Genomic DNA, 22915 nt, shown 5'->3' with positions numbered 1-22915 from the left:
GCAACCTCCGGGGAACGCGAAGACCCCGGTCGGCGGACAGCCGACCGGGGTCTTGACGCCCGGTGGTCCCGTTTTGAAAGAGTCGGGACCTAGAAAGTTTCGATCAGGACGAGACCCTCTCGAGGACCAGCTCGCGGACGCGTGCGGCATCCGCCTGACCACGCGTCGCCTTCATGACGGCACCGATGATCGCCCCGACCGGGCCCAGGTTGCCCGAGCGGATCTTGTCCGCGACGTCCGGCTGAGCCGCGAGCGCCGCGTCGATCGCCTCGAGGAGCGGACCGTCGTCGGAGACGACCTCGAGCCCCCGCGCCACGACGACCTGCTCCGGCCCGCCCTCACCCGCCAGGACGCCCTCGAGCACCTGCCGCGCGAGCTTGTCGTTGATCCGGCCCGCGTCTACCAGAGCCTGCAGCTCACCGATCTGCGCGGGCGTGATGGGCAGGTCGCCCAGCTCCACCTCACGCTCCTTCGCGGTGCGGGCCAGCTCGCCCATCCACCACTTGCGCGCCGCGGCCGGTGCGGCGCCCGCCGCGACGGTCGCCTCGATGAGCTCGACCGCCCCCGCGTTCACCACGTCGCGCATCTCCGCGTCCGCGAAGCCCCACTCGCCCTGCAGGCGACGACGACGCGCCGCCGGCAGCTCCGGCAGCGCGGCACGGATCTCCTCGACCCACGCCCGGTCCGGCGCGATCGGCACCAGGTCGGGCTCCGGGAAGTACCGGTAGTCCTCCGCGTCCGACTTCACGCGGCCGCTCGTCGTGACCCCCGTGTCCTCGTGCCAGTGCCGGGTCTCCTGGACGATCGCACCACCCGCGTCGAGCACCGCGGCCTGCCGCGAGATCTCGTAGCGGACCGCGCGCTCGACCGAGCGGAACGAGTTGACGTTCTTGGTCTCGGTCCGCGTGCCCAGAGGGCTGTCGGGAGTCGGGCGCAGCGAGACGTTCACGTCCGCGCGGACGTTGCCCCGCTCCATGCGCGCCTCGGAGACCTCCAGCGCGCGGAACAAGTCACGCAGGGTCTGCACGTACGCGCGCGCGACCTCCGGCGCCCGCTCGCCCGCACCCGTGATCGGGCGCGTCACGATCTCCACCAGCGGGATGCCCGCACGGTTGTAGTCGACGAGCGAGTACTCCGCCCCGTGGATGCGGCCCGTGGCGCCACCCACGTGCGTGTTCTTGCCCGCGTCCTCCTCCATGTGCGCGCGCTCGACCTCGACGCGGAACACCGTGCCGTCCTCGAGCTCGACGTCGACGTAGCCGTCGTACGCGATGGGCTCGTCGTACTGCGACGTCTGGAAGTTCTTCGGGACGTCCGGGTAGAAGTAGTTCTTGCGTGCGAACCGGCACGTCTGCGCGATCGAGCAGTTGAGCGCGAGCCCGATGCGGATCGCGTACTCCACCGCCGTGCCGTTGACCACCGGCAGGCTCCCCGGCAGGCCCAGCGACACGGGCGTGACCGACGTGTTCGGCTCCTCGCCGAAGCCGGCGGGCGCCGCGTCGAACATCTTCGTGCGCGTGCCCAGCTCGACGTGCACCTCGATGCCGATCACCGGGTCGAAGCGCGCCACCGCGTCGTCGTAGTCGACCAGGGCCGCGGTCGTGCCGCTCATCGCGCCACCTCCAGCTCCGGGGCCTGCGCCAGCAGCGGACCGCCCCACTCGTTCTCCAGCAGACGCTCCAGCGCGGCACCGACCCGGTACAGGCGGTCGTCCGCCTTCGCCGGCGCGAGCACCTGGAAGCCGACCGGAAGGCCGTCGTCCGACAGCCCCGCCGGCAGCGACAGGCCGGGGACGCCGGCGAGGTTCGCCGGGATCGTCGCGACGTCGTTCAGGTACATCGCCAGCGGGTCGTCGAGCTTCTCGCCCAGCTTGAACGCAGTCGTCGGCGCCGTGGGCGAGACGAGCACGTCCGCCTGCGCGAACGCGGCCGCGAAGTCACGCTGGATGAGCGTGCGGACCTTCTGCGCGCTGCCGTAGTAGGCGTCGTAGTAGCCGGCCGACAGCGCGTACGTGCCGAGGATGACGCGGCGCTTGACCTCGTCGCCGAAGCCCGCACCACGGGTCGCCGCCATGACGCGCTCCGCGGTGACCGGGCCCTGCGTGGGCTCGACCCGCAGACCGAACCGCATGCCGTCGAACTTCGCGAGGTTGCTCGACGCCTCCGCCGGCAGGATCAGGTAGTACGCCGCGAGCGCGTACTCGAAGTGCGGGCACGAGACCTCGACGACCTCGGCACCCGCGCGCTGCAGCAGCTCGAGCGACTCGTGGAACCGCGCGAGCACGCCCGGCTGGTACCCCTCGCCCTGCAGCTGGGTGATGACCCCGACGCGCACGCCCGACAGGTCCCCCGACGCGCCCTGGCGAGCCGCCGCGACGAGCGGCGGCAACGGCTCCGCGATCGACGTCGAGTCACGCGGGTCGTGGCCACCGATGAGCTCGTGGAGCAGCGCCGAGTCGAGCACCGTGCGCGTCACCGGGCCCGCCTGGTCCAGGCTGCTCGCGAGCGCGATCAGGCCGTACCGGGACACCGAGCCGTACGTCGGCTTGACTCCCACCGTGCCCGTGACCGCCGCGGGCTGGCGGATCGAGCCGCCCGTGTCCGTGCCGATCGCGAGCGGCGCCTCGTACGCGCCGACCGCCGCGGCGCTGCCGCCGCCCGAACCGCCCGGGATCCGCTCGAGGTCCCACGGGTTGTGCGTGTTGCCGTACGCCGAGTGCTCCGTCGACGAGCCCATCGCGAACTCGTCCATGTTCGTCTTGCCGAGGATCGGCAGCCCCGCGGACTTGATGCGCTCGACGAGCGTCGCGTCGTACGGCGGTACCCAGCCCTCGAGGATGCGCGAGCCGGCGGTCGTCGGGACACCGCGTGTCACCACGACGTCCTTGACCGCGATCGGCACGCCCGCCAGCGGGTGCAGGTCCTCGCCCGCCGCGCGGCGGGCGTCCACGTCGGCCGCCGTCGCGAGCGCGGCCTCGTCGGACACGTGCAGGAAGGCGTGCACAGCGCCGTCCACGGCAGCGATCCGGTCGAGGTGCGCGCGCGTCGCCTCCACCGACGAGACGTCGCCGGCCTGGAGGCGGTCCGCGAGCGCGGCCGCGGAGATCCGCGTCAGGTCCTCGCTCATGCGTCCTCCCCCAGGATCTGCGGCACCAGGAACTTGCCGTCCTCGCTGGCCGGCGCCGCGGCGAGCACCGCGGCGCGGTCCACCGGGGGCTCGGGCACGTCGGCACGGAACACGTTCGTCAGCGGCAGGGGGTGGCTGGTGGCCGGCACGTCCGGGGTGGCGATCTCGCTCACGCGCGCGACCGACTCGACGATGACGTCGAGCTCGCCCGCGAGCCGGTCGAGCTCGGCGGGCGACAGGTCGATCCGGGCCAGCCCTGCCACACGCGCGACCTCGTCGCGGGAGAGGGTGGACATGCCACGGAGTCTAGACGTGCGTCAGGTCCGGTCGACCGCCGCCTCGATCAGTGAGAGGAGCGCGAGCGCGTACGCGTCCTCCGCGTGCGGCGCGGTGAACACCTGCTCGGGCCGTCCCGCGAGCTCGACGAGCACCTGGAAGCTGCCGTCCGTCGCACGCGCGAGCGACCGGAACGTCCCGCCCAGCAGCTCGCGCAGCTGGTCCTCGCGCGGCAGCCACACCGCGTCCTGCAGCTCGACCGAGTCCAGCGCCCACTCCGTGGTGCCGTTGAACCCCAGGACCGTGCCCGTCGCGTAGTGGTGCGCCTCGATCGTCATCTCGCTCACCGTGAACACCTCGTCGACGCCGTCGACCAGCATCCCGAACCGGTCGCCCGAGGTCGGGTGCCAGTGCAGGCCGGTGGTCCGCAGCCGCAGGGCCAGGTCGCGTGAGATCACACGCCCAGTATCGGGCCGGGACCATCTGCCCGCGAGCACGCGGGGGCAGCGGGCGATCCTGACGGACGTGCGTGTCATCCCGGTGTACTACTACTCGTCCGCGAGCGGCCTCGTGCGGTCCTTCGCGCAGCGGCTCGAGCGGCCCGTGCACGACCTCGCGCAGCGTGAGGTCCGCCTGTCCGAGGCCGACGGGCCCTGGGTGCTGCTCACGCCGTCGTACAAGACCGGCAACGACGCGAACGACACCGTGCCCGAGGCCGTGCGGCGGTTCCTGCGCTCGGCGGCCAACCGCCGCCGGCTCGTCGGCGTGATCGGCTCGGGCAACCGGAACTTCGGCCGCTACTACCAGGACGCCGCGCGGCTCGTCGCCCGCGCGTCCGGCCGGCCCGTGCTGTTCGAGTTCGAGCTCGCGGGCACGCCGTGGGACGTCGAGGAGTGCCGGCGGCTGCTGGCCGACCTCGACGCCGCGCTCGACGCCTCCCGCGCCGACCGCCCGCTCGACGAGGGACCGGCGGGGACCGGTCGGCCCGAGGAGCGCTGAGCGCGGACCCCGGGCCGACCGGCGCCGATCAGGAGCGGGTGTCGGTGTGGTTGCCGCCCTGGTGGTTCAGCACGCCCGCGGCCACGCCTCCCGCGGCGCCCGAGAGCACCGCCGCGATGTCGATGCCCGTGAGCGACTTGACGACCTCCTGGCCCTCGCCGAGCACCTGGCCGACGGTCTTGGTGACCGCCGACGCGCCGTCGGTCGAGACCACGGTCAGCTGCTTGATCGCCGCGATCGGGTCGGACGCCGCGCGCACGATCTCCGGGAGCACGCCGATGACCTGCTGCGCGAGGATCGCCTCGCCCTGCTCGCGCAGCGCCTCGGCCTGCGCCTTGGTCGCCTCGGCGGCGGCCAGACCCTCGGCCTTCGCGGCGGCGGCCCGTGCGAGACCCAGGGCCTCGACCGCCTGCGCCTCGGCGAGCTGCCGGTCGCGCTCGGCGTTACCGGCACGGATGGTGGCCTGCGCGGCGGCCTCCGCGTCGTTCACCGCCGCGACCTTGTTCGCCTCGGCGATGCGCGTGCGCTTGAACGCGTCCGCCTCGGTCGCCGCGTTCGCGGCGTCACGCTCACCGGTCGCCTGCTGGACCGCGGCGTACGCGGCGGCCTCGGCCGGCTTGCGCACGTCGATGTCGAGCTGCTCCTCGGTGACCTTGGCCTTCTCGGCGAGCGCCTCACGCTCCTGGAGGGCGACCAGCTTGTCCTGCTCGGCGCGTGCGAGCCGGCCCGCGGCGTCCGCCTCCGCGTTCGCGCGGTCGGTCTCCGCCTTGATCGTCGCCTGCTTGAGCGCGAGGTCGCGCTGGCGCTCGGCGATGGCCTCGGCCGCGACGATCTTCGCGAACTCGGAGACCTGCTGCGCCTCGGCCTCCTTCACCTCGGCGACCTGCCGTGCACGGGCCGCCTCGGCGCGCCCGAGGTTCGCCAGGTAGTCCGAGCCCGGCGTGGAGATGTCCGAGATGTTGAGCAGGTCGACCTGCAGGCCCTGCTCCGCGAGGTCCGTCTTCGTCGAGGCGACCACCGCGTCCTGCAGCGACTTGCGGTCGGAGATGATCTGCTCGATCGTCATGTCGCCGATGATCGAGCGCAGCGAGCCCTCGAGGGACTCCTTGATGACGTCGGTGAGCGTCGCCTGCTGCGAGAGGAACCGCTGGGCCGCGCGTCGCACGCCCTCCTCGTCCCCGCGGACCTTGAAGTTGATCGAGGCCTTGATGGCGAGCTTGATCCGGTTCTTGTCGACGCCCTCGACCGTGATGCCGATCTGACGCTGCTCGAGCGAGATCGGGAAGCCCTGCTGGAGCACGGGCCAGACGAAGACGCGCCCGCCGACGACGACGCGCTGGCCGCCGTCGCCCGCGTTCTTGCCGGCGCCCCGGCCCACGATGACGAGGGCCTCGTTCGGCGGGACGCGCCGGATGCGCTTGGCGACGAGCGTGATGACCGCGACGAACGCGATGACGAGCGCGAGGACGGCGAGGACCGCCGAGCCGCTGCTGAGGAAGTCGGGCATGGTGTCCGGGTCGCCCCGGGCTCCTCTCTTCAGGCCCGCGGCCTGTGCCGCGGGGACGGGTGGTAGGGGTGGGCCGCGCGGCCCGGTGTCAGGCGCGCCGCACGCGGACGCGGGACCCGGAGACCCCGACGACGACGATGCGGGTCCCCGCCGGCAGCTCCTCGTCGGCCCACGCGAGCCGGCTCTCGAGGTCGCGCACGCCCTCGAGCCGGACCTCGCCGCCCTCGGGGCCCGTCGTCGAGGTCAGGACCCCGAAGGCCCCCTCCAGCGGCGGCGGCGGGGCGTCCTCGGACGCGGCGAGCTTGGTGATCACGGTCTGGGCGACGAGCCCGGCGACCACCGCGAACGCCGCCGCGATGACGTAGGCCCAGACGTCGGCGAGCTCGGCCGAGCGCGCGAGCACGCCGGACGCACCGAACACCACCGCGCCGATCCCCACCGCCAGGCCCGAGATGCCACCGTCGCCGATCTCGAAGGACTCGAAGATCTCGCCCACGACGAGCGACAGGACGAGCAGCAGGAGGCCGATGGCGCCGACCACGAAGAACACGGTCACGGGGGTGCTACCTCTTTCTCGCCGGGTCGGGCGGGTGCACGGGCGGATGAGCCGTCCTCTGCGGCGGGAGCGAGCGTCCCCGGCCGTGAGTAACGGAGCAGTATGTCAGAGACCAAGACTCGGTGTGGGCGGTTTCGGACCGCCTGTGCACAGGACGTCAGGTCAGCAGGAACCCGCGGGCACCGTGCCGTCGGCGGTGGGCCGTTCGAGGTAGCTGTACCCGTCCACCCGGACGAAGCCGAGGTCCGCGTACAGCGCGGCCGCGCCCGTGTTGTGCTCCTCGACCTGGAGGAACGCGTGCGACGCGCCGTGCTCGCGCGCCACCTCGAGCCCGCGCAGCGTGAGCAGCCGCCCGGTGCCTCGCCGGCGGTGCTCGGGCCGCACCGCGAGGCACGACAGCGCACCCCAGCGCCCGGCGCGTGCCACGCGGATGATGCCGACGAGCGCGTCGTCCTCGTACGCCGCCAGGTGCCACGCCTCGCCGCCCGTGAGGATCGCGCGGGCCAGCGCGCGCCGCGCACCGCCGTCGCGTGCGTCCGCGCCCTTGACGTCGAGGTGCAGGTCGAGCCACGCGTCGTCGGGCTCGCGTGCGAGCGACGTGCGCACGGCACCGCCCCCGGGCGTCGCCGTGAGACCGTCGAGCGGGCGCGCGAGCACCGCGGTGACCGCGCGCTCGGCCCACCCGCGGCCGTCGAGCTCGCCGCGCACCTCGTCCTGCAGGCCGTCGTGGCCGACGCGCATCACCGCGGGCAGACCGGCCGCCGCGTAGTGCGTCTCGACCTCGTCCACCGCGCTCGGGACGCCGCCGTCGGGGACCTGGAGCGCGACCGCGCTGTTCGCGCGCTTCGTCAGCCCGCCGGACAGACCCACCCACCACCCCTGGGTCGTCACGACGCGACGCAGCGGGGGCCAGCACGCCATCTCGACCTCGACCCCCGGCGCGAGCGCCGTCGGCACCTTCGCCCTGGACACCGTGCCCCTGGACACCGTGCCCCTGGACACCGTGGACGCGGGCGCGCCACCGTCCCGCGCGCTCACGCGACGGCCTCCGGTCCCCCGGCCAGCAGCCGCTCGAACCCGGCCTCGTCGAGGATCGTGAGGCCGAGCTCGCGCGCCTTGGTCTCCTTCGAGCCCGCGCTCTCCCCCACCACGACGAAGTCCGTCTTCTTCGAGACCGAGCCGGCGGCCTTCCCGCCGCGCACGAGGATCGCCTCCTTGGCCTCGTCGCGCGAGAACCGTTCGAGGCTGCCGGTCACGACGACCGTGAGCCCCTCGAGCGTGCGCTCGGTATCTGCCCCCGCCTCGTCCCGCATGAGGACGCCCGCGTCGCGCCACCGGTCGACGACCTGCGCGTGCCACGGCGTCGCGAACCAGTCCGTGAGCGACTGCGCGATGGTCGGGCCGACGCCCTCCACGCCCGCGAGACGTCCCGCGGCCGTCTCGGGGTCGCCCTCGACGACCTCGCGCAGCGCGGTCATCGAGCGGAACTCCTGCGCGAGCGCGCGTGCCGCCGTGGGTCCCACGTTCCGGATCGACAGCGCGACGAGCACGCGCCACAGCTCCTTCGTCTTGGCGAGGTCGAGCTGGTCGAGCAGCGTGCGCGCGGCCTCGGACGGCTCCCAGTCCGGCAGCTCACGGCCCTGCGCCTCGGCCGCGGTGCGCTGCGCGCGGCTCCACGTGAGTCGGCGGCGGAACGGGGTGCGCCGGCGCACGTTGCCGTCCTCGTCCTCGCGCGGCAGCCCCGTCTCCGGGTCCCGCACGACGACCTCGATCTCGGCGAGCCTCGCCAGGCTCGCCGCACGCACGCGTTCGCGCTCCTCGTCGGACGCGTCCGCCGCGTACCCCACGAGGTCGAAGAGGTCCGCCTCGGTGCGCAGCGGCGGCTCCCGCGGCACGTCGGGCTGCGTGAGCGCCGCGGCCGTGACCTCGCCGAGCGCCTCGATGTCGAGCGCGCCGCGCGAGCCGATGTGCTCGACGCGCCCGCGCACCTGCGCCGGGCAGGTCTCCGCGTTCGGGCAGCGCAGGTCAACGTCACCCTCGCGCATCGGGCGCAGCGGCGTGCCGCACTCGGGGCAGTCGGCGGGCATGTGCCACTCGACGCGCGGCACGGAGTCGTCGGGGGCCTGGGGCGCGGGCCCCACGACCTCGGGGATCACGTCGCCCGCCTTGCGCAGCACGACCATGTCGCCGACACGCACGCCCTTCGCCCGCACGACGTCCTGGTTGTGCAGCGTCGCCTGGCGCACGGTCGAGCCCGAGACGAACACGGGCTCCATCACGGCGAACGGCGTCGCGCGTCCGGTGCGGCCGATGCCCACCTCGATCGCGAGCAGGCGCGTGTTGACCTCCTCGGGCGGGTACTTGTAGGCGATGGCCCAGCGCGGTGCCCGGCTCGTCGCGCCGAGGCGGCGCTGCAGGCCGATCTCGTCGACCTTGAGCACGATGCCGTCGATCTCGTGCTCGACGTCGTGCCGGTGCTCGCTGTAATACGCGATCATCTCCCGCACACCGTCGAGCCCCTGGACCACGCGCGTGTGCGAGGACGTGGGCACTCCCCAGCCGGCCAGCAGGTCGTACACCTGGGACTGCCGCGTCAGGTCCGCGGGCCGGGTGCCGTCGGCCCAGCGCAACGCCCCGATCCCGTGCGCGTACATGCGCAGCGGACGCGACGCGGTCACGCGCGGGTCCTTCTGCCGCAGCGAGCCCGCCGCGGCGTTGCGGGGGTTCGCGAACGGCGCCTTGCCCGCCGCGACCTGCGCCTCGTTGAGCGCGGTGAACGCCTCGACCGGCAGGAACACCTCGCCGCGGATCTCGATGAGCTCCGGGTGGGTCGCCGGGTCGCCCGCGAGGACGTCGGGGATCGTCGTGATCGTGCGGACGTTCAGCGTGACGTCCTCACCGGTGCGCCCGTCGCCGCGCGTCGCCGCGCGCACCAGGCGGCCCTTCTCGTACAGCAGGGCGATCGCGAGGCCGTCGATCTTGAGCTCGCACAGGTAGTGCGGCGGCTCGTCGGTCTCCAGGTCCCGCTGGACGCGGTCCGCCCACGCGCGCACGTCCTCGTCGGAGAACGCGTTGTCGAGCGAGAGCATGCGCTCGACGTGGTCGACCGCGCCGAACTCGGTCGAGAACGTGCCGCCGACGAGCTGCGTCGGCGAGTCGGGCGTGCGCAGCCCCGGGTAGGTCTCCTCGAGCGCACCGAGCTCGCGCAGCCGCGCGTCGTACTCCGCGTCCGACGAGCTCGGCGCGTCCCGCACGTAGTAGGCGAACTGGTCCGCGCGGATCCGCTCGGCGAGCTCGTCCCAGCGGTGGCGTGCCTCGGGCGGGATCTCCTCGTTCTCTTGCGTCACCCGCCCATTGTGGCGGCGACCGCCGACACACGCCGAGCCCACGGCGCGCCTCGGCTCAGCGCGTCGCGCGCGCCCGCGACGCTCGCCGGCGCCCGGCGAGCAGCACGCTCGCGCAGGTCACCACGCCCACGACGGCCAGCGCCAGCCCGACCCAGAAGACCGGGACGGACGGCTGGGCGACCACGACGGTCTGCGGCGCGCCGTCGACCAGCCACGTGCAGGTCGCGCGCGGCGGCAGGTACGCGTTGTCGAGCGACGCGCCCTGGACCGAGCCGCTCACGGCCTCGAGGCACGGCACGTCCCCCGACTCGCTCGCGTCGAGCGACTGCGAGCCGAGCGTGATCAGCGTGGTCAGGAGCATGACGATGCCGACGAGCGCCGCGGCGCTCGCGACCAGCAGCACGAGCGGCCGCACGAGGGTCGCGCGCGTCGGTCGCGCGCCGCCCGCCGGGCTGCCGGTCCCACCGGCCGCGGGTCGGCCACCGTCGGTCGTCGCGCCGCGCGCGTCTGCCTGGTCCACGTCTCTCCTCGCCTCGCGCGCCGGTCGCGCCCGTGCAGCGTACGACGAACCGCCCGGGACCCGTGCGTGCGACCGCCCGGCCACGGCGCCTGCGCGGGTCAGCCGTGCACCGTCTCCGCGACCACGCGAGCGGCCCGCACGACGCCCGCGAGCGCACCGCGCGCCTCGTCGGGACCGCCCGTCGGCTCGGGCGCGAGCAGCACGACGTCGTCGAGGCCCGCCGCGGGCAGCCCGACCCGGCGCCACCGCTCCGTGACGGTGCGCGCCTGGCCCACCGCGTCCGGCCCCGCGCACTGCGACGAGCGCTGCGGCGGCACGTGCGCCCACAGCCGCAGGCCCGCCTCGACCGCCTCCGCGACGCGTTCCCAGCCCGGCTCGTCGAGCGCCGCCACCTCGAGCGCGACCGCGTCGGCACCGGCCGCACGGACGGTCGGGACGGTCGTCCACGCCGCGCCGCCGTGCACGACGACGCCGCCCGCGCCGCCCGACCGCGCGCCGTCGACCACCGTCCCCACCCGCTCGGCCGCGAGCGGTCCCGGCACCCGGCGCAGCCGCGCGTAGCCGGAGAACGACGGCAGGACTCCCGCGACGGCCTGCGCGAGCGACGGCTCGTGCACGAGCACGAGCGGCTCGGCGCCCGGCACGGCCCGTCGGACGGCGCCCAGGTGCTCCGCGACACCGGCCGCGAGCGAGTCGGCGAGGTCGCGCAGCGCGCCACCGTCCGCGACCGCGCGGTCGCCGCGCGCGAGGTACACCGTCGCCGCGAGCGTCACCGGGCCGAGCACGGGCACGACGAGCGGACCCGCGTAGCCGTGCCCGGCGACCGCGAGCGCGTCGAGGTCCTCGCGCGTCGCCGCGCGCGTGCGGGCGAGGTCGCCGCCCGGGCGGTCGGCGAGCCGCCAGCCGTGCGGTCCGAGCTCGGCGGGCAGGTCGACGAGCAGGCCGAGCGTGCGCGCGACGAGCGTGCCGGACGGGCCGCGCGCGGGCAGGTGGACCAGGAACGGCAGCCCGCGGACCTCGGGCGGGACGTCGACGAGGTCGCCGAGCACGGTCGTCTGGGCCTCGAGCACGTCCTCGCCGGGCCAGGCGCCCGGGCCGCTGACGCCGATCACGCGGTGGTCCGCACGACGGCCTGTGCAGGTGCCTGCGCAGTGGCCTGTGCGGTGCCTCCCACGCGCTCGGTCGAGGTGACCGTCGCCTGGCCGAGCACGCGCGTGCCGGCGTACACGACCAGGGACTGCCCCGGTGCGACCCCGCGCAGCGGCTCGTGCAGCCGCACCGCGACGCGGTCCACCTCGCCGTGGCGCGCGGGCGGCTCGACCGTCGCGGCCACGGGAGCGCCGTGCGCGCGCACCTGCACGCTCACGGGCCCGAGGCCGCCGCCGGCGCGCGCCGCGTCGTCGCGCCAGGCGTCGTACCGGTCGTCGTACCAGACCGCCCGGTCGGCCAGCACGCGGTCGACGACGAGCTCGTCGGCCGGTCCGACGACCACCCGGTTGGCCACGGGCTCGACGCGCAGCACGTAGCGCGGTCGTCCGTCGGCGGCGGGACGCCCGAGCGCGAGCCCACGGCGCTGCCCGACGGTGTAGGCGTACGCGCCGTCGTGCGTCCCGACGACCTCGCCGCGGGAGTCCACGACCTCGCCGGGCTGCGCGCCCAGCCGGTCGCGCAGGAAGCCCTGGGTGTCGCCGTCGGCGACGAAGCAGATGTCGTACGAGTCGGGCTTCGCCGAGACGGACAGCCCGCGCTCGGCAGCCTCGCGGCGGGTCTCGTCCTTGGACGAGACGTCGCCGAGCGGGAACAGCGACCGCGCGAGGCGGTCGGGCCCCATGACCGCGAGCACGTAGGACTGGTCCTTCGCGGCGTCGCGCGCGCGGTGCAGCTCACGCGTCCCGTCGGCGCGCTCGACGACGCGCGCGTAGTGCCCCGTGCACACGGCGTCGAACCCGAGCGCGAGAGCCTTGTCGAGCAGCGTCGCGAACTTGACGTGCTCGTTGCAGCGCACGCACGGGTTGGGGGTGCGACCCGCCGCGTACTCGGCCAGGAAGTCGGCGACGACCGTCTCCTCGAACCGCTGGGACAGGTCCCACACGTAGTACGGGATGCCGAGCACGTCGGCCGCGCGGCGCGCGTCCCCCGCGTCCTCGATCGAGCAGCACCCGCGTGAGCCGGTGCGGAGCTGGTCGCGTGTGCGGGACAGCGCCATGTGCACGCCGACGACCTCGTGCCCCGCGTCGACGGCGCGCGCGGCGGCGACCGCCGAGTCCACGCCCCCGGACAGGGCCGCGAGCACCCGCATCACGCCACCTGCTCGTCGTGCGTGCCCGCAGCGCGCGGGGCGGCGGACGACGAGGTCGCTCGCGACGAGCCCGACAGCCCGGCGGCCCGCGCGCGCTCGAGCACCGCCGGGAGTGCGGTGAGCAGCGCCGCGACGTCGTCGGACGTGGACGTCCGCCCGAGCGAGAACCGCAGCGCGCCCCGCGCGTCGTCCTCGTCGACACCCATCGCGAGCAGCACGTGCGACGGGCGCGGCACGCCCGCCTGGCACGCCGAGCCGGTCGACGCCTCGACGCCCGCGGAGTCGAGCAGGTACAGCAGCGAGTCGCCCTCGCAGCCGGGGAACGTCAGGTGCGCGTTGGCGGGCAGGCGCCGCGCCGGGTCGGCGGGGCCGCGCAGCACGGCGGTCGGGTCGATCGCCCGCACGCCCGCGACGAGCTCGTCGCGCAGGGCGGCGAGCCGCGGCGCCGCGCTCGCGCGCGTCGTCACGGCCTCCTCGACCGCAACCGCGAACGACGCGAGCAGCGCCGCGTCGAGCGTGCCCGAGCGCACGCCGCGCTCCTGGCCGCCGCCGTGCAGCACGGGCGTCAGCTCGAGCCCGCGGCGCGCGAGCAGCGCACCCGCACCGCCCGGCCCGCCCACCTTGTGCCCGGTCACCGTGAGCGCGTCGAGCCCGCTCGCGGCGAAGTCCACCGGGACCTGGCCGACGGCCTGCACCGCGTCGGCGTGCACCGGCACGCCGTACCGGCGCGCGAGCGCGACGACCTCGGCGAGCGGCTGGAGCGTGCCCACCTCGTTGTTCGCCCACATGACCGACAGCAGCGCCGCGTGCTCGGCGTTCGCCTCGAGCTCGGCGCGCAGCGCGTCGAGGTCGACGACGCCCTCGTGGTCGACGGGCAGCAGGACCAGCTCGGCGCCCGCGTGCTCGGCCATCCAGAACGCGGGGTCGAGCACGGCGTGGTGCTCGACCGCGGAGACCAGGATCCGGCGCCGCGACGCGTCCTGCGTGCGGCGCGCCCAGAACAGCCCCTTGATCGCGAGGTTGTCCGCCTCGGTGCCGCCGGACGTCCACAGCACCTCGCTGGGCCGCGCGCCCAGCGACGCGGCGAGACGCTCGCGCGCCTCCTCGACGACGCGCCGCGCGGCCCGGCCGGACGCGTGCAGCGACGACGGGTTCCCGGTGCGCGCGAGCTCCTCGGTCAGCACGCGAGCCGCCTGGGGCAGCATCGGCGTGGTCGCCGCGTGGTCGAGGTACGCGGTGGTGCGGGCAGCGGTCACCCCTGGAGTCTACGAACCCGTGCGTGCGACAGCGGTGCGTCCCCGGACGGGGGGCGCACCGTCCGGGCCGGACCTGGCAGGATGTCGGCCGTGAGCGCCGACGACGACGTCCTGGCCATGCCGCTCGCCTTCAGCGGGCAGCGGCTGGACTGGCGCGACCTCCCCCGTCACGTGCGCGCGCGCATCAGCGAGCTCGCCGGCGCCTCGGTGTCCGCCGAGACGGACGCCACGAGCGGCTTCTCCCCGGGGTTCGCGGCGGTCCTGGAGCTCGCGGACGGCCGTGACGTGTTCGTCAAGGCCGTCTCGCCCGACCAGAACCCCCACTCGCCGGAGCTCGCGCGCGCGGAGATCCGCAACGCGGCGGCGCTCCCGCCCGAGGTGCCCGCGCCGCGCCTGCTGTGGTCGGACGACGACGGCGAGTGGGTGGTCCTCGGCTTCGAGGTGGTGCACGGGCGCTCGCCCGAGCTGCCGTGGCGGCCGGACGACCTGGGCGAGGTGCTCGCGACGATCGGGCGGCTCGCGGACGCCGAGCCCGTCGTCGGCCACGCACTGCCCCGCACGGACGACCGGCTCGCCGACGACTTCCAGGGCTGGCGGCGCCTCGCCGCTGGACCCGGGTCCGACCTCGACGCGCTCGTGCGCGACGGCGGTGACCTGGGTCGGTGGGCGGTCGAGCACCTCGAGCGGCTGGTCCTGCTCGAGCAGGACTCGCTGCCCGCGTGCGCGGGCGACGCGCTGGTGCACGGCGACCTGCGCGCCGACAACGTGATGATCGACTACGACCGCGGCCGCGTGTGGCTCATCGACTGGCCGCACGCCTCGGTGGGCGCGCCGTGGCTGGACCTCGCGTTCATGCTGCCGAGCGTCGCGCTGCAGGGCGGCGGTGAGCCCGCGCGCATCTTCCGGGACCACCCGTTGTCGGTCGGGGTGTCGGACGACGAGCTGCGCGCGTGCCTCGCCGGGCTCGCGGGCTGGTTCGCGTGCTCGAGCGTGCAGCCCGCCCCGCCGGGGATCCCGAACCTGCGGGCGTTCCAGCGCGCGCAGGCGTACGCCACGCTCGACTGGCTGCGAGCGACCTGACGCGGTCCGGTCTCAGCCCTTGAGGCGGCGCAGCTCCGCGGTGAGCTGCGGGACCACGGTCGTGAGGTCGCCGACGATGCCGTAGTCCGCGATCTCGAAGATCGGCGCGTCCGGGTCGGAGTTGATCGCGACGATCGTGCCCGAGGCCTGCATGCCGCCGCGGTGGTGCACCGCGCCGGACACGCCCGCGCCGATGTACAGGCGGGGCGAGACGGTGATCCCGGTCTGGCCGATCTGCGCGTCGTGGCCGATCCAGCCCTCGTCGGTGGCGACGCGCGTGGCGCCGACTGCGGCACCCAGCACGTCGGCGAGCTCCTCGAGCGGCGTGAAGTCGCCCTCGGTCCCGCGCCCGCCGGTCACGACGATGGTCGCGCTGCCCAGGTCGGGACGGCCCGTCGCGGGACGCTCGGTCCGCTCGACCACGCGGACGCGCGAGGCGGACGGCGACGCGGTGAACGCGTGCTCGGTGACCTGCGGCTCGACGGGCGCCTCGGCGTCCGTCGCGACCACGCTGTTCGCCTTGACCAGGACGACCGCGAGCGGCGCGCGGACCGCGCATCGCGTGCTCCAGGTGCCGGCGAACACCGTCTTGCCGGCGACGAGCGTGCCGTCGACGCGCTCGAGCGTGTCGGCGTCGGTCACGACGCCCGCGCCCGTGGTCACCGCGAGGTGCGCCGCGACCTCCTTGTTCTCGAACGACGACGTCGCGAGCAGCGTCCGCGCCCCCGTGGCCTCGAGCAGCCCGGCGACGCCCTCGGCGAGCACCGCGGGCGCGTGCAGGTCGGCGTCGGAGGTGAGGCGGTAGACCTGCGTGACGCCGAGCGCGCCGAGCTCCGCGAGCGTCTGCGCGCCCGGCTCGGCACCGTCGACCGCCCACGCCGCTGTCACGGCGCCGCCCAGGCTGCGGGCGAGCGTGACGAGCTCACGCACGGGGGTGCGCAGCGCGCCGGCCGCGGTGTGGTCGAGCAGGACGAGGGTGTCGCTCACGGTGGTCCTCAGTTCTTGCCGGGCCACGCGCCGCGCGGGGCGGCTCGTGGCGGGTCACGCGGGAGAAGAAGGGTCAGACGAGCTGGTTCTCGACGAGGTAGGCCGCGAGCCTGACGCCCGCGTCCCCCGTGTCGTTGACGAGCACGCGGTCCTCGCGCGCGGGGCGCGGCGCGGCCTCGAGCACCTGCGTGCGGGAGCCGGCGTCGCCGACGAGCGTCGCGTCGAGACCGAGGTCGGCGAGCGTCAGGGTGGTGACCGGCTTCTTCTTGGCCGCCATGATCCCCTTGAAGTTGGGGTAGCGCGGCTCGTTGGCCTGGTCGGTGACGGACACGAGCGCGGGCAGGTCCGCCTCGAGCACCTCGCTCGCGTGGTCGAGGTTGCGGGTCACGCGCACGGTCGTGCCGGTGACCTCGAGGCTCGCCGCGAGCGGGAGGGCCGGCACGTCGAGCAACGCCGCGAGCGCGGTCGGCACCAGGGACGTGAGGCCGTCGAGCCCCGCCATGCCGGTCACGACGAGGTCGGCCCCGCCGACGTGCCGCACCGCGGCGGCGAGCACGCGCGCGGTGCCGAGCGCGTCGGAGCCCGCGATCGCGTCGTCGAGGACGTGCACGGCCTCGTCGGCGCCCATCTGCAGGCCCTTGCGCACGGCGTCCACCGCGTCGTCGGGGCCCACGGTCACGACGACGACCGAGCCCTCACCGCCGGCCTCGACGACGGCGAGCGCGGCCTCGAGCGCGTTCTCGTCGAGCTCGTTGAGCGTCCCGTCGCCGCCGTCGCGGGCGGTGCGACCGTCGACGAGCCGACGGTCCGACTGGATGTCCGGGACGTACTTCACGCAGACGACGATCTTCACGTCCGGAACGTTACCCGCCGCACGCCCCGACGCGTCCGGTGCTGCTCGCCTGCCGGACGCCCCGGTGCCGCCGGACGCCGGCTGTCATGGCCGCGACACCCGCCCGACACGGGCGTCGGACACAATGTGCGGCGTGAACCCGCGACCGACGACCCCTCGCCGCCCGGCGCGCCTGGGCGTGCACCCGGTGCGCGGCGGCATCGAGGTCGCCGTGCTCGCGACCCACGCGACCGGGGTCGAGGTGTGCCTGTTCGACGGCCACGGCGACGAGCCGCACACCACCGAGCGCCGGTACCCGCTCGACGGGCCCGTGCACGGGGTGTTCTCGGGCTTCGTGCCGGACGTGGCGCCCGGGACGCGCTACGGGCTGCGCGCGCACGGCGCGTGGGACCCGGTGCACGGGCTGCGGCACAACCCGGCCAAGCTGCTGGTCGACCCGTGGGCCCGCGGGCTCGAGGGCAGCCTGCGCTACGGCCCGCAGACGTACGGGCACGTCGTCGACGACGAGCTCCGCGGGGACGTGCACGGCCCGGCCGACCCGCGCGACTCCGCGGGGCACGTGCCGTACTCGGTGGTCGTGGACACCGCGGCGCTCCCGGGGCCGGACCCGGCCGCGAACCGCCCGTGGGTGCCGTGGGAGCGCACGGTCGTCTACGAGGCGCACGTGCGCGGGCTGACGATGCTGCACCCCGACGTGCCGCCGGAGCTGCGTGGCACGTACGCGGGTCTCGCGCACCCGGCCGTCGTCGACCACCTCGTCGGGCTCGGCGTCACCGCGGTCGAGCTGCTCCCGGTCCACGCCGCGGCGTCCGAGCCGCACCTGACGGCCCGCGGCCTGACGAACTACTGGGGCTACAGCACGCTCGGGTTCTTCGCGCCCGAGCCGCGCTACGCGACCGCCGCGGCGCGCGCGGCCGGCCCGGCCGCCGTGCTCGCGGAGCTGCGCGGCGCGGTGCACGCGCTGCACGAGGCGGGCCTCGAGGTGCTGCTCGACGTGGTCTACAACCACACGTGCGAGGGCGGCAACGCCGGTCAGCACGTGTCGTGGCGGGGCCTGGACAACACGCTGTACTACCGGCACGACGGCGGTGTGCCGGCGACTCTCGCGGACGTGACCGGGACGGGAAACACGCTCGACCTGCGGCGTACCGAGGTCGTGCGGATGACGCTCGACTCGCTGCGCTACTGGGCGGACGTGGTGGGTGTCGACGGCTTCCGGTTCGACCTGGCGGTGACGCTCGGCCGGGGTCCGGACGGCTTCACGCCGGACCACCCGCTCCTCGTCGGGGTGGCGACCGACCCGTCGCTGCACGGTCTCAAGCTCGTCGCCGAGCCGTGGGACGTCGGGCCCGGGGGGTGGCGCACGGGTCAGTTCGGGCTGCCGTGGGCGGAGTGGAACGACCGGTTCCGCAACGCCGTGCGCTCGTTCTGGCTCGCGGACCCGGCGCGCGCCGCGCACGGCCTGCCGGGGCACCGCGTGCGGGACCTCGCCACGCGGCTGTCGGGGTCCGTCGACCTGTTCGGCCACGGCGACCCGCCGCTGGTGCGCGGGCCCGAGGCGTCGGTCAACTTCGTCACCGCGCACGACGGGTTCACGCTCGCGGACCTGGTCGCGTACGACCACAAGCACAACCTCGCCAACGGTGAGGACAACCGCGACGGCACCGACGACAACCGCTCGTGGAACCACGGTGTCGAGGGGCCGGTCGAGCTCGACTCGCCCGCGGCCGCGCTCCTGCCGCTGCGCCGCCGTTCGATCCGCAACCTGCTCGCGACGCTCGTCGTGGCCGCGGGCACGCCCATGATCACGGCCGGCGACGAGCTGGGCCGCACCCAACGCGGCAACAACAACGCGTACTGCCAGGACACCGAGCTGGGGTGGGTCTCGTGGGACCTGTCCCCGTGGCGTGCGGACCTGCTCGCGACCGCGCGCTACCTGCTCGCGCTGCGCCGCGAGCACCGGGCGCTGCGCGCCACCCGGTTCTACTCGGGCCGGCCGCTGCGTCCGGGCGGACGGCCGGACCTCGCCTGGTACGCCGCCGACGGCACCCCCTTCGACCACGCCCGCTGGCACGACCCGTCGATCCGCACGCTGCAGATGGAGCGCGCGACGGATGACGACGCGCGCACGGCGGCCGACGTGGTGCTCGTCGTCGTGAACGGGGCGCTCCAGGAGGTCGACGTGACGCTCGCCGGCGGGCCCGGCGACCGCTGGCGCCTCGTGTGGGACTCCGTGTGGGACCACCCCGACGAGGCCCGCTCGTCGGCGATCGCGGGTGCGCTGCACGCGACGGCGGGCTCCGAGACGGTCCTCGAGCCGCTGAGCCTGCGGGTCTACGTGCTGGACCCCGAGCACCTGCCGCCGGTCCCCGCACCGACGTCCTGACCTGCGCCTCCTGACCTGCGCCTCCTGACCTGGGCCTCCTGACCTGGGCCTCCTGACCTGCGCCGCAGGGACCTCCGGCCCACCCGACCGGCGCACGCCCCCGCGATCCTGGAGGCATGGTCGCGGTGGTCGTGTTCGAGTCGATGTTCGGGTGCACGCGCGCGGTCGCGTCGGCGATCGCCGAGGGCATGACGTCCGCGGGCCTCGAGACGGTGGTCCTGCCGGTCGACGAGGCACTGGCCAACGACGACCTCGTCGCGCGCGCCCGCCTGCTCGTCGTGGGGGCACCCACGCACATGCGCGGCCTGAGCACGCCGCGCTCACGTGCGCTGGCCCGTGCGCGCGGCGCCGACGCGGAGCCAGGCCTGGGCGTGCACGACTGGCTCGACGCGCTGCCGGGGCTCCAGGGCCGTGCGGTCGCGGTGTTCGACACGCGCTCGTGGTCGCGGTTCGCGGGCTCCGCGGGGTCCCGCATCGAGAAGCTGCTCCACCGCCGCGGCGCGGAGCTGGTCGCACCCACGCAGGCGTTCGGCGTGGAGGGTGGTGACGGCGGGCGGGCGACGATCAGCCAGTCCCAGGTGGAGCTCGCCCGCGTGTGGGGCGCGTCGGTCGCCGCGCACGTCGTCGGCGCGTACGCCTGACCCCGGACGTCGCCCGCGCAACCCCTTCTGGACGGTCGTCCAGCCGGGTTACGCTCGCGGCATGCGAACCCACGACGTCGTGGTCGTCGGCGCCGGACTGGCCGGGCTCGTCGCGACAGCCGAGCTGACCCGCGCGCGCCGCCGCGTGCTCCTGCTGGACGCCGAGAACGCCGCGAGCCTCGGCGGGCAGGCGTTCTGGTCGTTCGGCGGGCTGTTCCTGGTGGACTCCCCCGAGCAGCGCCGCCTGGGCGTGCACGACAGCGCCGAGCTCGCGCTCGCGGACTGGTTCGGCTCGGCGCAGTTCGCCGACGACGGCTCCGACCGCTGGGGTCGCGCGTGGGCCGAGGGGTTCGTCGACTTCGCGGCGGGCGAGCTGCGCTCGTGGCTGCACGCGCAGGGCGTGCGGTGGTTCCCGCTCGTGCAGTGGGCGGAGCGCGGCGGGTACACCGCGGGCGGTCACGGCAACTCCGTGCCGCGGTTCCACGTCACGTGGGGCACGGGCCCCGGCATCCTCGAGCCGTTCGTGCGGGCGCTGCTCGACGCGCGTGCCGCGGGCCTGGTCGACGTGCGGTTCCGGCACCGCGTCACGGGCGTCGTCGTGACCGACGGGCGCGTCACGGGCGTACGCGGCGACGTGCTGCGCGACGACCACGTGGCGCGGGCGGTCCCCTCGTCGCGCGAGGTCACGGACACGTTCGAGCTCGACGCCGACGCGGTCGTCGTCGCGACCGGCGGCATCGGCGCGAACCACGACCTGGTGCGCGCGACGTGGCCCGCGGACGCGGGGCGCATGCCCGACCGCATGCTCTCGGGCGTCCCCGACCACGTCGACGGCTCGGGGATCGCGGCCGCCCGCGACGCGGGCGCGGCGGTCGTGCACTCGGACCGCATGTGGCACTACCCCGAGGGGATCACCAACCACTCGCCGGTGTGGACCGACCACGGCATCCGCATCCTGCCCGGACCGTCCTCGCTGTGGCTCGACGCCGACGGGCAGCGTCTGCCCGTGCCGCTGTTCCCGGGCTTCGACGCGCTCGGCGCGCTGCAGCACATCACGCGGCGCGGTGACGACCACTCGTGGTTCGTCCTCGACCGGACGATCCTCGGCTCGGAGTTCGCGCTGTCCGGCTCGGAGCAGAACCCGGACCTGACCGGCAAGGACGTCGCGCTGCTCCTGCAGCGCGTCAAGCCGGGCGCCGTGGGGCCCGTCGAGGCGTTCGCGCAGCGGTCGCCGGAGTTCCTGTGGGCGGACACGCCCGCCGAGCTCGCCGCGAAGATGAACGCGCTGTCCGGCGACGAGCGCATCGACGCCGCCGCGCTCGAGCGGACCATCGTCGAGCGGGACCGCCAGGTGACCTCGGGCCTCGGCAAGGACCTCCAGGTCGTCGCGACGAAGCAGGCGCGCGCCTACGTCGTCGACAAGCTCATCCGGGTCGCCAAGCCGCACCGCCTGCTCGACCCGGCGCACGGGCCGCTGCTCGCGGTGCGCCTGTCGGTGCTGACCCGCAAGACGCTCGGCGGGTTGCACACCGACCTCGAGGGGCGCGTGCTGCGGCCCGACGGCGAGGTCCTGCCCGGGCTGTGGGCCGTCGGCGAGGCGTCCGGCTTCGGCGGCGGCGGCGTGCACGGCCACCGCGCGCTCGAGGGCACGTTCCTGGGCGGGTGCCTGTTCACGGGCCGCACGGTCGGCCGCGCGCTCGCCGCGCAGGCCTGACGGTCCGGCCGGTCAGCGCAGGAGACCCGCCGCGAGCGCGGGTGCCAGTGCGGGCGTGAGCGGCAGGCGCGGGAGGAGCGTGGCCTGGACCGCGTGGTAGAGGTCCGCCTTGCCCGCCCACACCGTGCGCGAGACCGCGTTGTCGGGCCCGAGCTCGTGCCACCACGAGCCGCCCGCGCGGTCGACCACGTGCTCGTCGACGTAGTCCCACCACGTCGCGTACCAGTCCTCGAACCGCGCGTCCCCGGTGGCGGCGTGCAGCGCGGCCGCCGCGCCGATCGCCTCCGCGGCGACCCAGTGCATGCGCTCCCGCACCACGGGCGCACCCGACCAGTCGACGGTGTAGACGAACCCGGGCGCGCCGTCGACGGCCCAGCCCTGGGCGACGCCCGCGTCGAACAGCGCGACCGCGTCGTCGAGCATCCACGTCGGGGCCGCGGCCTGGCGCGCCTCGAGCGCGGCGCGTGCGTGCAGCGTCAGGCGCGCCCACTCGAACCAGTGCCCGACCGTCGCGCCGTACGGACGGAACGGGTGCGCGGGTGCGTCGGCGTTGTACTCGAGCAGCGGGTGCCACGCGGAGTCGAAGTGCTCCGGGATCCGCCACGCGTGCTCCCGCGCGAAGCCGTGCACGACGCGCTCGACGACGCGCACCGCGCGGTCGAGCCACACGCGCTCGCCCGTGACGTCGGCGGCCGCGAGGTACGCCTCGACGGTGTGCATGTTCGCGTTGACGCCGCGGTAGCCGTCCAGCTCGGTGAACGCGGTGTCCCACTCCTCGACGACCATGCCCGCCGCGTCGTCCCAGAACCAGCGCTCCTGGACCGCGAGCGCGGCCCCGAGCAGCTCGCGCGCACCGGGGCGCCCGGCGGCCGTCGCCGACGACGCCGCGAGCACGACGAAGGCGTGCGGGTAGGCGGCCTTGGCCGACGAGGCGGGTGTGCCGTCGCGCTCGACCTGCTCGAACCAGCCGCCGTGCACGCGGTCCGCGAGCGGGCCGGTGATCGCGGCGAGGCCGTGGTCGACCAGCCGCGCCGAGCCGGGGCGTCCGAGCAGGTGGCCCAGCGCGTACACGTGCGTCATGCGGCACGCGATCCACAGCTCCCACGGGCCGTCGACCGGCCGGCCCTCGTCGTCCTGCCGGGCGAACGCACCGCCGTCGCCGACGCGCTGCGCGGACGCGCGTCCGAACGCGAGCAGGCGGTCGGTCTCGGCCTCGAGCCACCGCGCGTGCGCGCCGTCCGCGAGCCAGCCCATGTGTTCCTCCGCAGGTCTCGGGGCCACGCACCGGGCGGACCGGCCGTCGTGTGCCCGACGGTCACAGCCTGCCGCACTTTGTTTGAGTACCGAACTTAACACCGGGGCGAGGCC

At 75.1% G+C, this 22915-nt stretch carries 20 protein-coding genes; 5 read left to right on the top strand and 15 right to left on the bottom strand.

The features are described 5' to 3' along the window. Positions 1-103: 103 nt before the first annotated feature. Genes gatB through CUD01_RS04335 form a run of 4 tightly spaced genes read right to left on the bottom strand, consistent with a single transcriptional unit; the run spans position 104 to position 3860 of the window. On the bottom strand, positions 104-1612 hold the full coding sequence (gene gatB, locus CUD01_RS04350) for an Asp-tRNA(Asn)/Glu-tRNA(Gln) amidotransferase subunit GatB (protein WP_141319021.1): 1509 nt from the start codon (positions 1610-1612) through the stop codon (positions 104-106). Beyond that, on the bottom strand, positions 1609-3126 hold the full coding sequence (gatA, locus tag CUD01_RS04345; protein WP_094179481.1) for an Asp-tRNA(Asn)/Glu-tRNA(Gln) amidotransferase subunit GatA: 1518 nt from the start codon (positions 3124-3126) through the stop codon (positions 1609-1611). Before gatA ends, gatB begins: the two co-directional genes overlap by 4 nt. Then, the gene (gene gatC, locus CUD01_RS04340; RefSeq protein WP_094179480.1) at positions 3123-3422 is read right to left on the bottom strand and encodes an Asp-tRNA(Asn)/Glu-tRNA(Gln) amidotransferase subunit GatC; all 300 of its coding nucleotides are present in this window, start codon (positions 3420-3422) and stop codon (positions 3123-3125) included. The genes gatA and gatC overlap by 4 nt, the downstream gene beginning before the upstream one ends. A 21-nt stretch (positions 3423-3443) precedes the next feature. Continuing rightward, positions 3444-3860 (bottom strand): pilus assembly protein CpaE, encoded by a 417-nt coding sequence (locus tag CUD01_RS04335; RefSeq protein WP_141319019.1) that lies wholly within the window; start codon positions 3858-3860, stop codon positions 3444-3446. Positions 3861-3927: 67 nt separating this feature from the next. Between CUD01_RS04335 and nrdI the strand changes: the two genes are divergently transcribed. Continuing rightward, positions 3928-4401: a class Ib ribonucleoside-diphosphate reductase assembly flavoprotein NrdI gene (gene nrdI / locus CUD01_RS04330; protein WP_094179478.1), complete on the top strand. Its 474-nt coding sequence runs from the start codon at positions 3928-3930 to the stop codon at positions 4399-4401. Between the two features lie 28 nt (positions 4402-4429). Here nrdI and CUD01_RS04325 read toward each other — a convergent pair whose 3' ends face one another. From CUD01_RS04325 to CUD01_RS04290, 8 genes are all read right to left on the bottom strand, one after another. Then, complete coding sequence (locus CUD01_RS04325) at positions 4430-5908, bottom strand: SPFH domain-containing protein (RefSeq protein WP_141319017.1); 1479 nt, start codon at positions 5906-5908, stop codon at positions 4430-4432. A gap of 88 nt (positions 5909-5996) precedes the next feature. Beyond that, positions 5997-6464, bottom strand: coding sequence for an NfeD C-terminal domain-containing protein (locus tag CUD01_RS04320; protein ID WP_141319015.1), 468 nt, complete (start codon positions 6462-6464; stop codon positions 5997-5999). 162 nt (positions 6465-6626) lie between these two features. Continuing rightward, positions 6627-7436, bottom strand: coding sequence for a GNAT family N-acetyltransferase (locus CUD01_RS04315; protein WP_141319013.1), 810 nt, complete (start codon positions 7434-7436; stop codon positions 6627-6629). 62 nt (positions 7437-7498) lie between these two features. Next, positions 7499-9811 (bottom strand): NAD-dependent DNA ligase LigA, encoded by a 2313-nt coding sequence (ligA, locus tag CUD01_RS04310; protein ID WP_141319011.1) that lies wholly within the window; start codon positions 9809-9811, stop codon positions 7499-7501. A gap of 55 nt (positions 9812-9866) precedes the next feature. Next, positions 9867-10331 carry a hypothetical protein gene (locus CUD01_RS04305; RefSeq protein ID WP_141319009.1) on the bottom strand — a complete coding sequence of 155 codons (465 nt, stop codon included), beginning with the start codon at positions 10329-10331 and terminating at the stop codon, positions 9867-9869. A 98-nt stretch (positions 10332-10429) separates the two neighbouring features. Then, the gene (locus CUD01_RS04300; protein WP_141319007.1) at positions 10430-11443 is read right to left on the bottom strand and encodes a uroporphyrinogen decarboxylase/cobalamine-independent methonine synthase family protein; all 1014 of its coding nucleotides are present in this window, start codon (positions 11441-11443) and stop codon (positions 10430-10432) included. Continuing rightward, positions 11440-12630 (bottom strand): tRNA 2-thiouridine(34) synthase MnmA, encoded by a 1191-nt coding sequence (mnmA, locus tag CUD01_RS04295; protein ID WP_141319005.1) that lies wholly within the window; start codon positions 12628-12630, stop codon positions 11440-11442. The genes CUD01_RS04300 and mnmA overlap by 4 nt, the downstream gene beginning before the upstream one ends. Then, positions 12630-13886 carry a cysteine desulfurase family protein gene (locus CUD01_RS04290; protein WP_268533901.1) on the bottom strand — a complete coding sequence of 419 codons (1257 nt, stop codon included), beginning with the start codon at positions 13884-13886 and terminating at the stop codon, positions 12630-12632. Before CUD01_RS04290 ends, mnmA begins: the two co-directional genes overlap by 1 nt. Before the next feature lie 90 nt (positions 13887-13976). Between CUD01_RS04290 and CUD01_RS04285 the strand changes: the two genes are divergently transcribed. Beyond that, entirely contained in the window at positions 13977-14966 is a 990-nt protein-coding gene (locus tag CUD01_RS04285; RefSeq protein WP_371860752.1) for a phosphotransferase family protein, read from the top strand. A 12-nt stretch (positions 14967-14978) separates the two neighbouring features. On the opposite strand, the gene CUD01_RS04280 is transcribed toward CUD01_RS04285, so the two are convergent. Together CUD01_RS04280 and CUD01_RS04275 are read right to left on the bottom strand one after the other, a co-directional pair. Next, the gene (locus CUD01_RS04280; RefSeq protein ID WP_141319001.1) at positions 14979-15953 is read right to left on the bottom strand and encodes an electron transfer flavoprotein subunit alpha/FixB family protein; all 975 of its coding nucleotides are present in this window, start codon (positions 15951-15953) and stop codon (positions 14979-14981) included. 73 nt (positions 15954-16026) lie between these two features. Beyond that, the gene (locus CUD01_RS04275; RefSeq protein WP_141318998.1) at positions 16027-16806 is read right to left on the bottom strand and encodes an electron transfer flavoprotein subunit beta/FixA family protein; all 780 of its coding nucleotides are present in this window, start codon (positions 16804-16806) and stop codon (positions 16027-16029) included. 124 nt (positions 16807-16930) lie between these two features. Between CUD01_RS04275 and glgX the strand changes: the two genes are divergently transcribed. The 3 genes from glgX (at position 16931) to CUD01_RS04260 (ending at position 21547) form a co-directional block, all read left to right on the top strand. Beyond that, positions 16931-19192: a glycogen debranching protein GlgX gene (glgX, locus tag CUD01_RS04270; protein WP_141319061.1), complete on the top strand. Its 2262-nt coding sequence runs from the start codon at positions 16931-16933 to the stop codon at positions 19190-19192. Between the two features lie 116 nt (positions 19193-19308). Continuing rightward, a complete protein-coding gene (locus tag CUD01_RS04265) occupies positions 19309-19833 on the top strand; it encodes a flavodoxin domain-containing protein (RefSeq protein WP_094179467.1) in 525 nt (174 codons plus the stop codon). A 61-nt stretch (positions 19834-19894) separates the two neighbouring features. Then, the gene (locus tag CUD01_RS04260; RefSeq protein WP_141318996.1) at positions 19895-21547 is read left to right on the top strand and encodes an FAD-binding dehydrogenase; all 1653 of its coding nucleotides are present in this window, start codon (positions 19895-19897) and stop codon (positions 21545-21547) included. 12 nt (positions 21548-21559) lie between these two features. On the opposite strand, the gene CUD01_RS04255 is transcribed toward CUD01_RS04260, so the two are convergent. Further along, positions 21560-22801 carry an AGE family epimerase/isomerase gene (locus CUD01_RS04255; RefSeq protein WP_141318994.1) on the bottom strand — a complete coding sequence of 414 codons (1242 nt, stop codon included), beginning with the start codon at positions 22799-22801 and terminating at the stop codon, positions 21560-21562. Between the last annotated feature and the right edge of the window lie 114 nt (positions 22802-22915).

Source organism: Cellulomonas uda (genome assembly GCF_006538705.1).
Classification (GTDB): Bacteria; Actinomycetota; Actinomycetes; order Actinomycetales; family Cellulomonadaceae; genus Cellulomonas; species Cellulomonas uda.
This window is presented reverse-complemented; position numbering and strand designations above follow the sequence as displayed.

Bases quoted from the DNA above. Each gene is read 5' to 3' on its own strand.
- gatB (WP_141319021.1), bottom strand. From the start codon at position 1,612: ATGAGCGGCACGACCGCGGCCCTGGTCGACTACGACGACGCGGTGGCG.
- gatA (WP_094179481.1), bottom strand. From the start codon at position 3,126: ATGAGCGAGGACCTGACGCGGATCTCCGCGGCCGCGCTCGCGGACCGC.
- gatC (WP_094179480.1), bottom strand. From the start codon at position 3,422: ATGTCCACCCTCTCCCGCGACGAGGTCGCGCGTGTGGCAGGGCTGGCC.
- CUD01_RS04325 (WP_141319017.1), bottom strand. From the start codon at position 5,908: ATGCCCGACTTCCTCAGCAGCGGCTCGGCGGTCCTCGCCGTCCTCGCG.
- mnmA (WP_141319005.1), bottom strand. From the start codon at position 12,630: ATGCGGGTGCTCGCGGCCCTGTCCGGGGGCGTGGACTCGGCGGTCGCC.
- glgX (WP_141319061.1), top strand. From the start codon at position 16,931: ATGTGCGGCGTGAACCCGCGACCGACGACCCCTCGCCGCCCGGCGCGC.
- CUD01_RS04265 (WP_094179467.1), top strand. From the start codon at position 19,309: ATGGTCGCGGTGGTCGTGTTCGAGTCGATGTTCGGGTGCACGCGCGCG.
- CUD01_RS04260 (WP_141318996.1), top strand. From the start codon at position 19,895: ATGCGAACCCACGACGTCGTGGTCGTCGGCGCCGGACTGGCCGGGCTC.
- CUD01_RS04255 (WP_141318994.1), bottom strand. From the start codon at position 22,801: ATGGGCTGGCTCGCGGACGGCGCGCACGCGCGGTGGCTCGAGGCCGAG.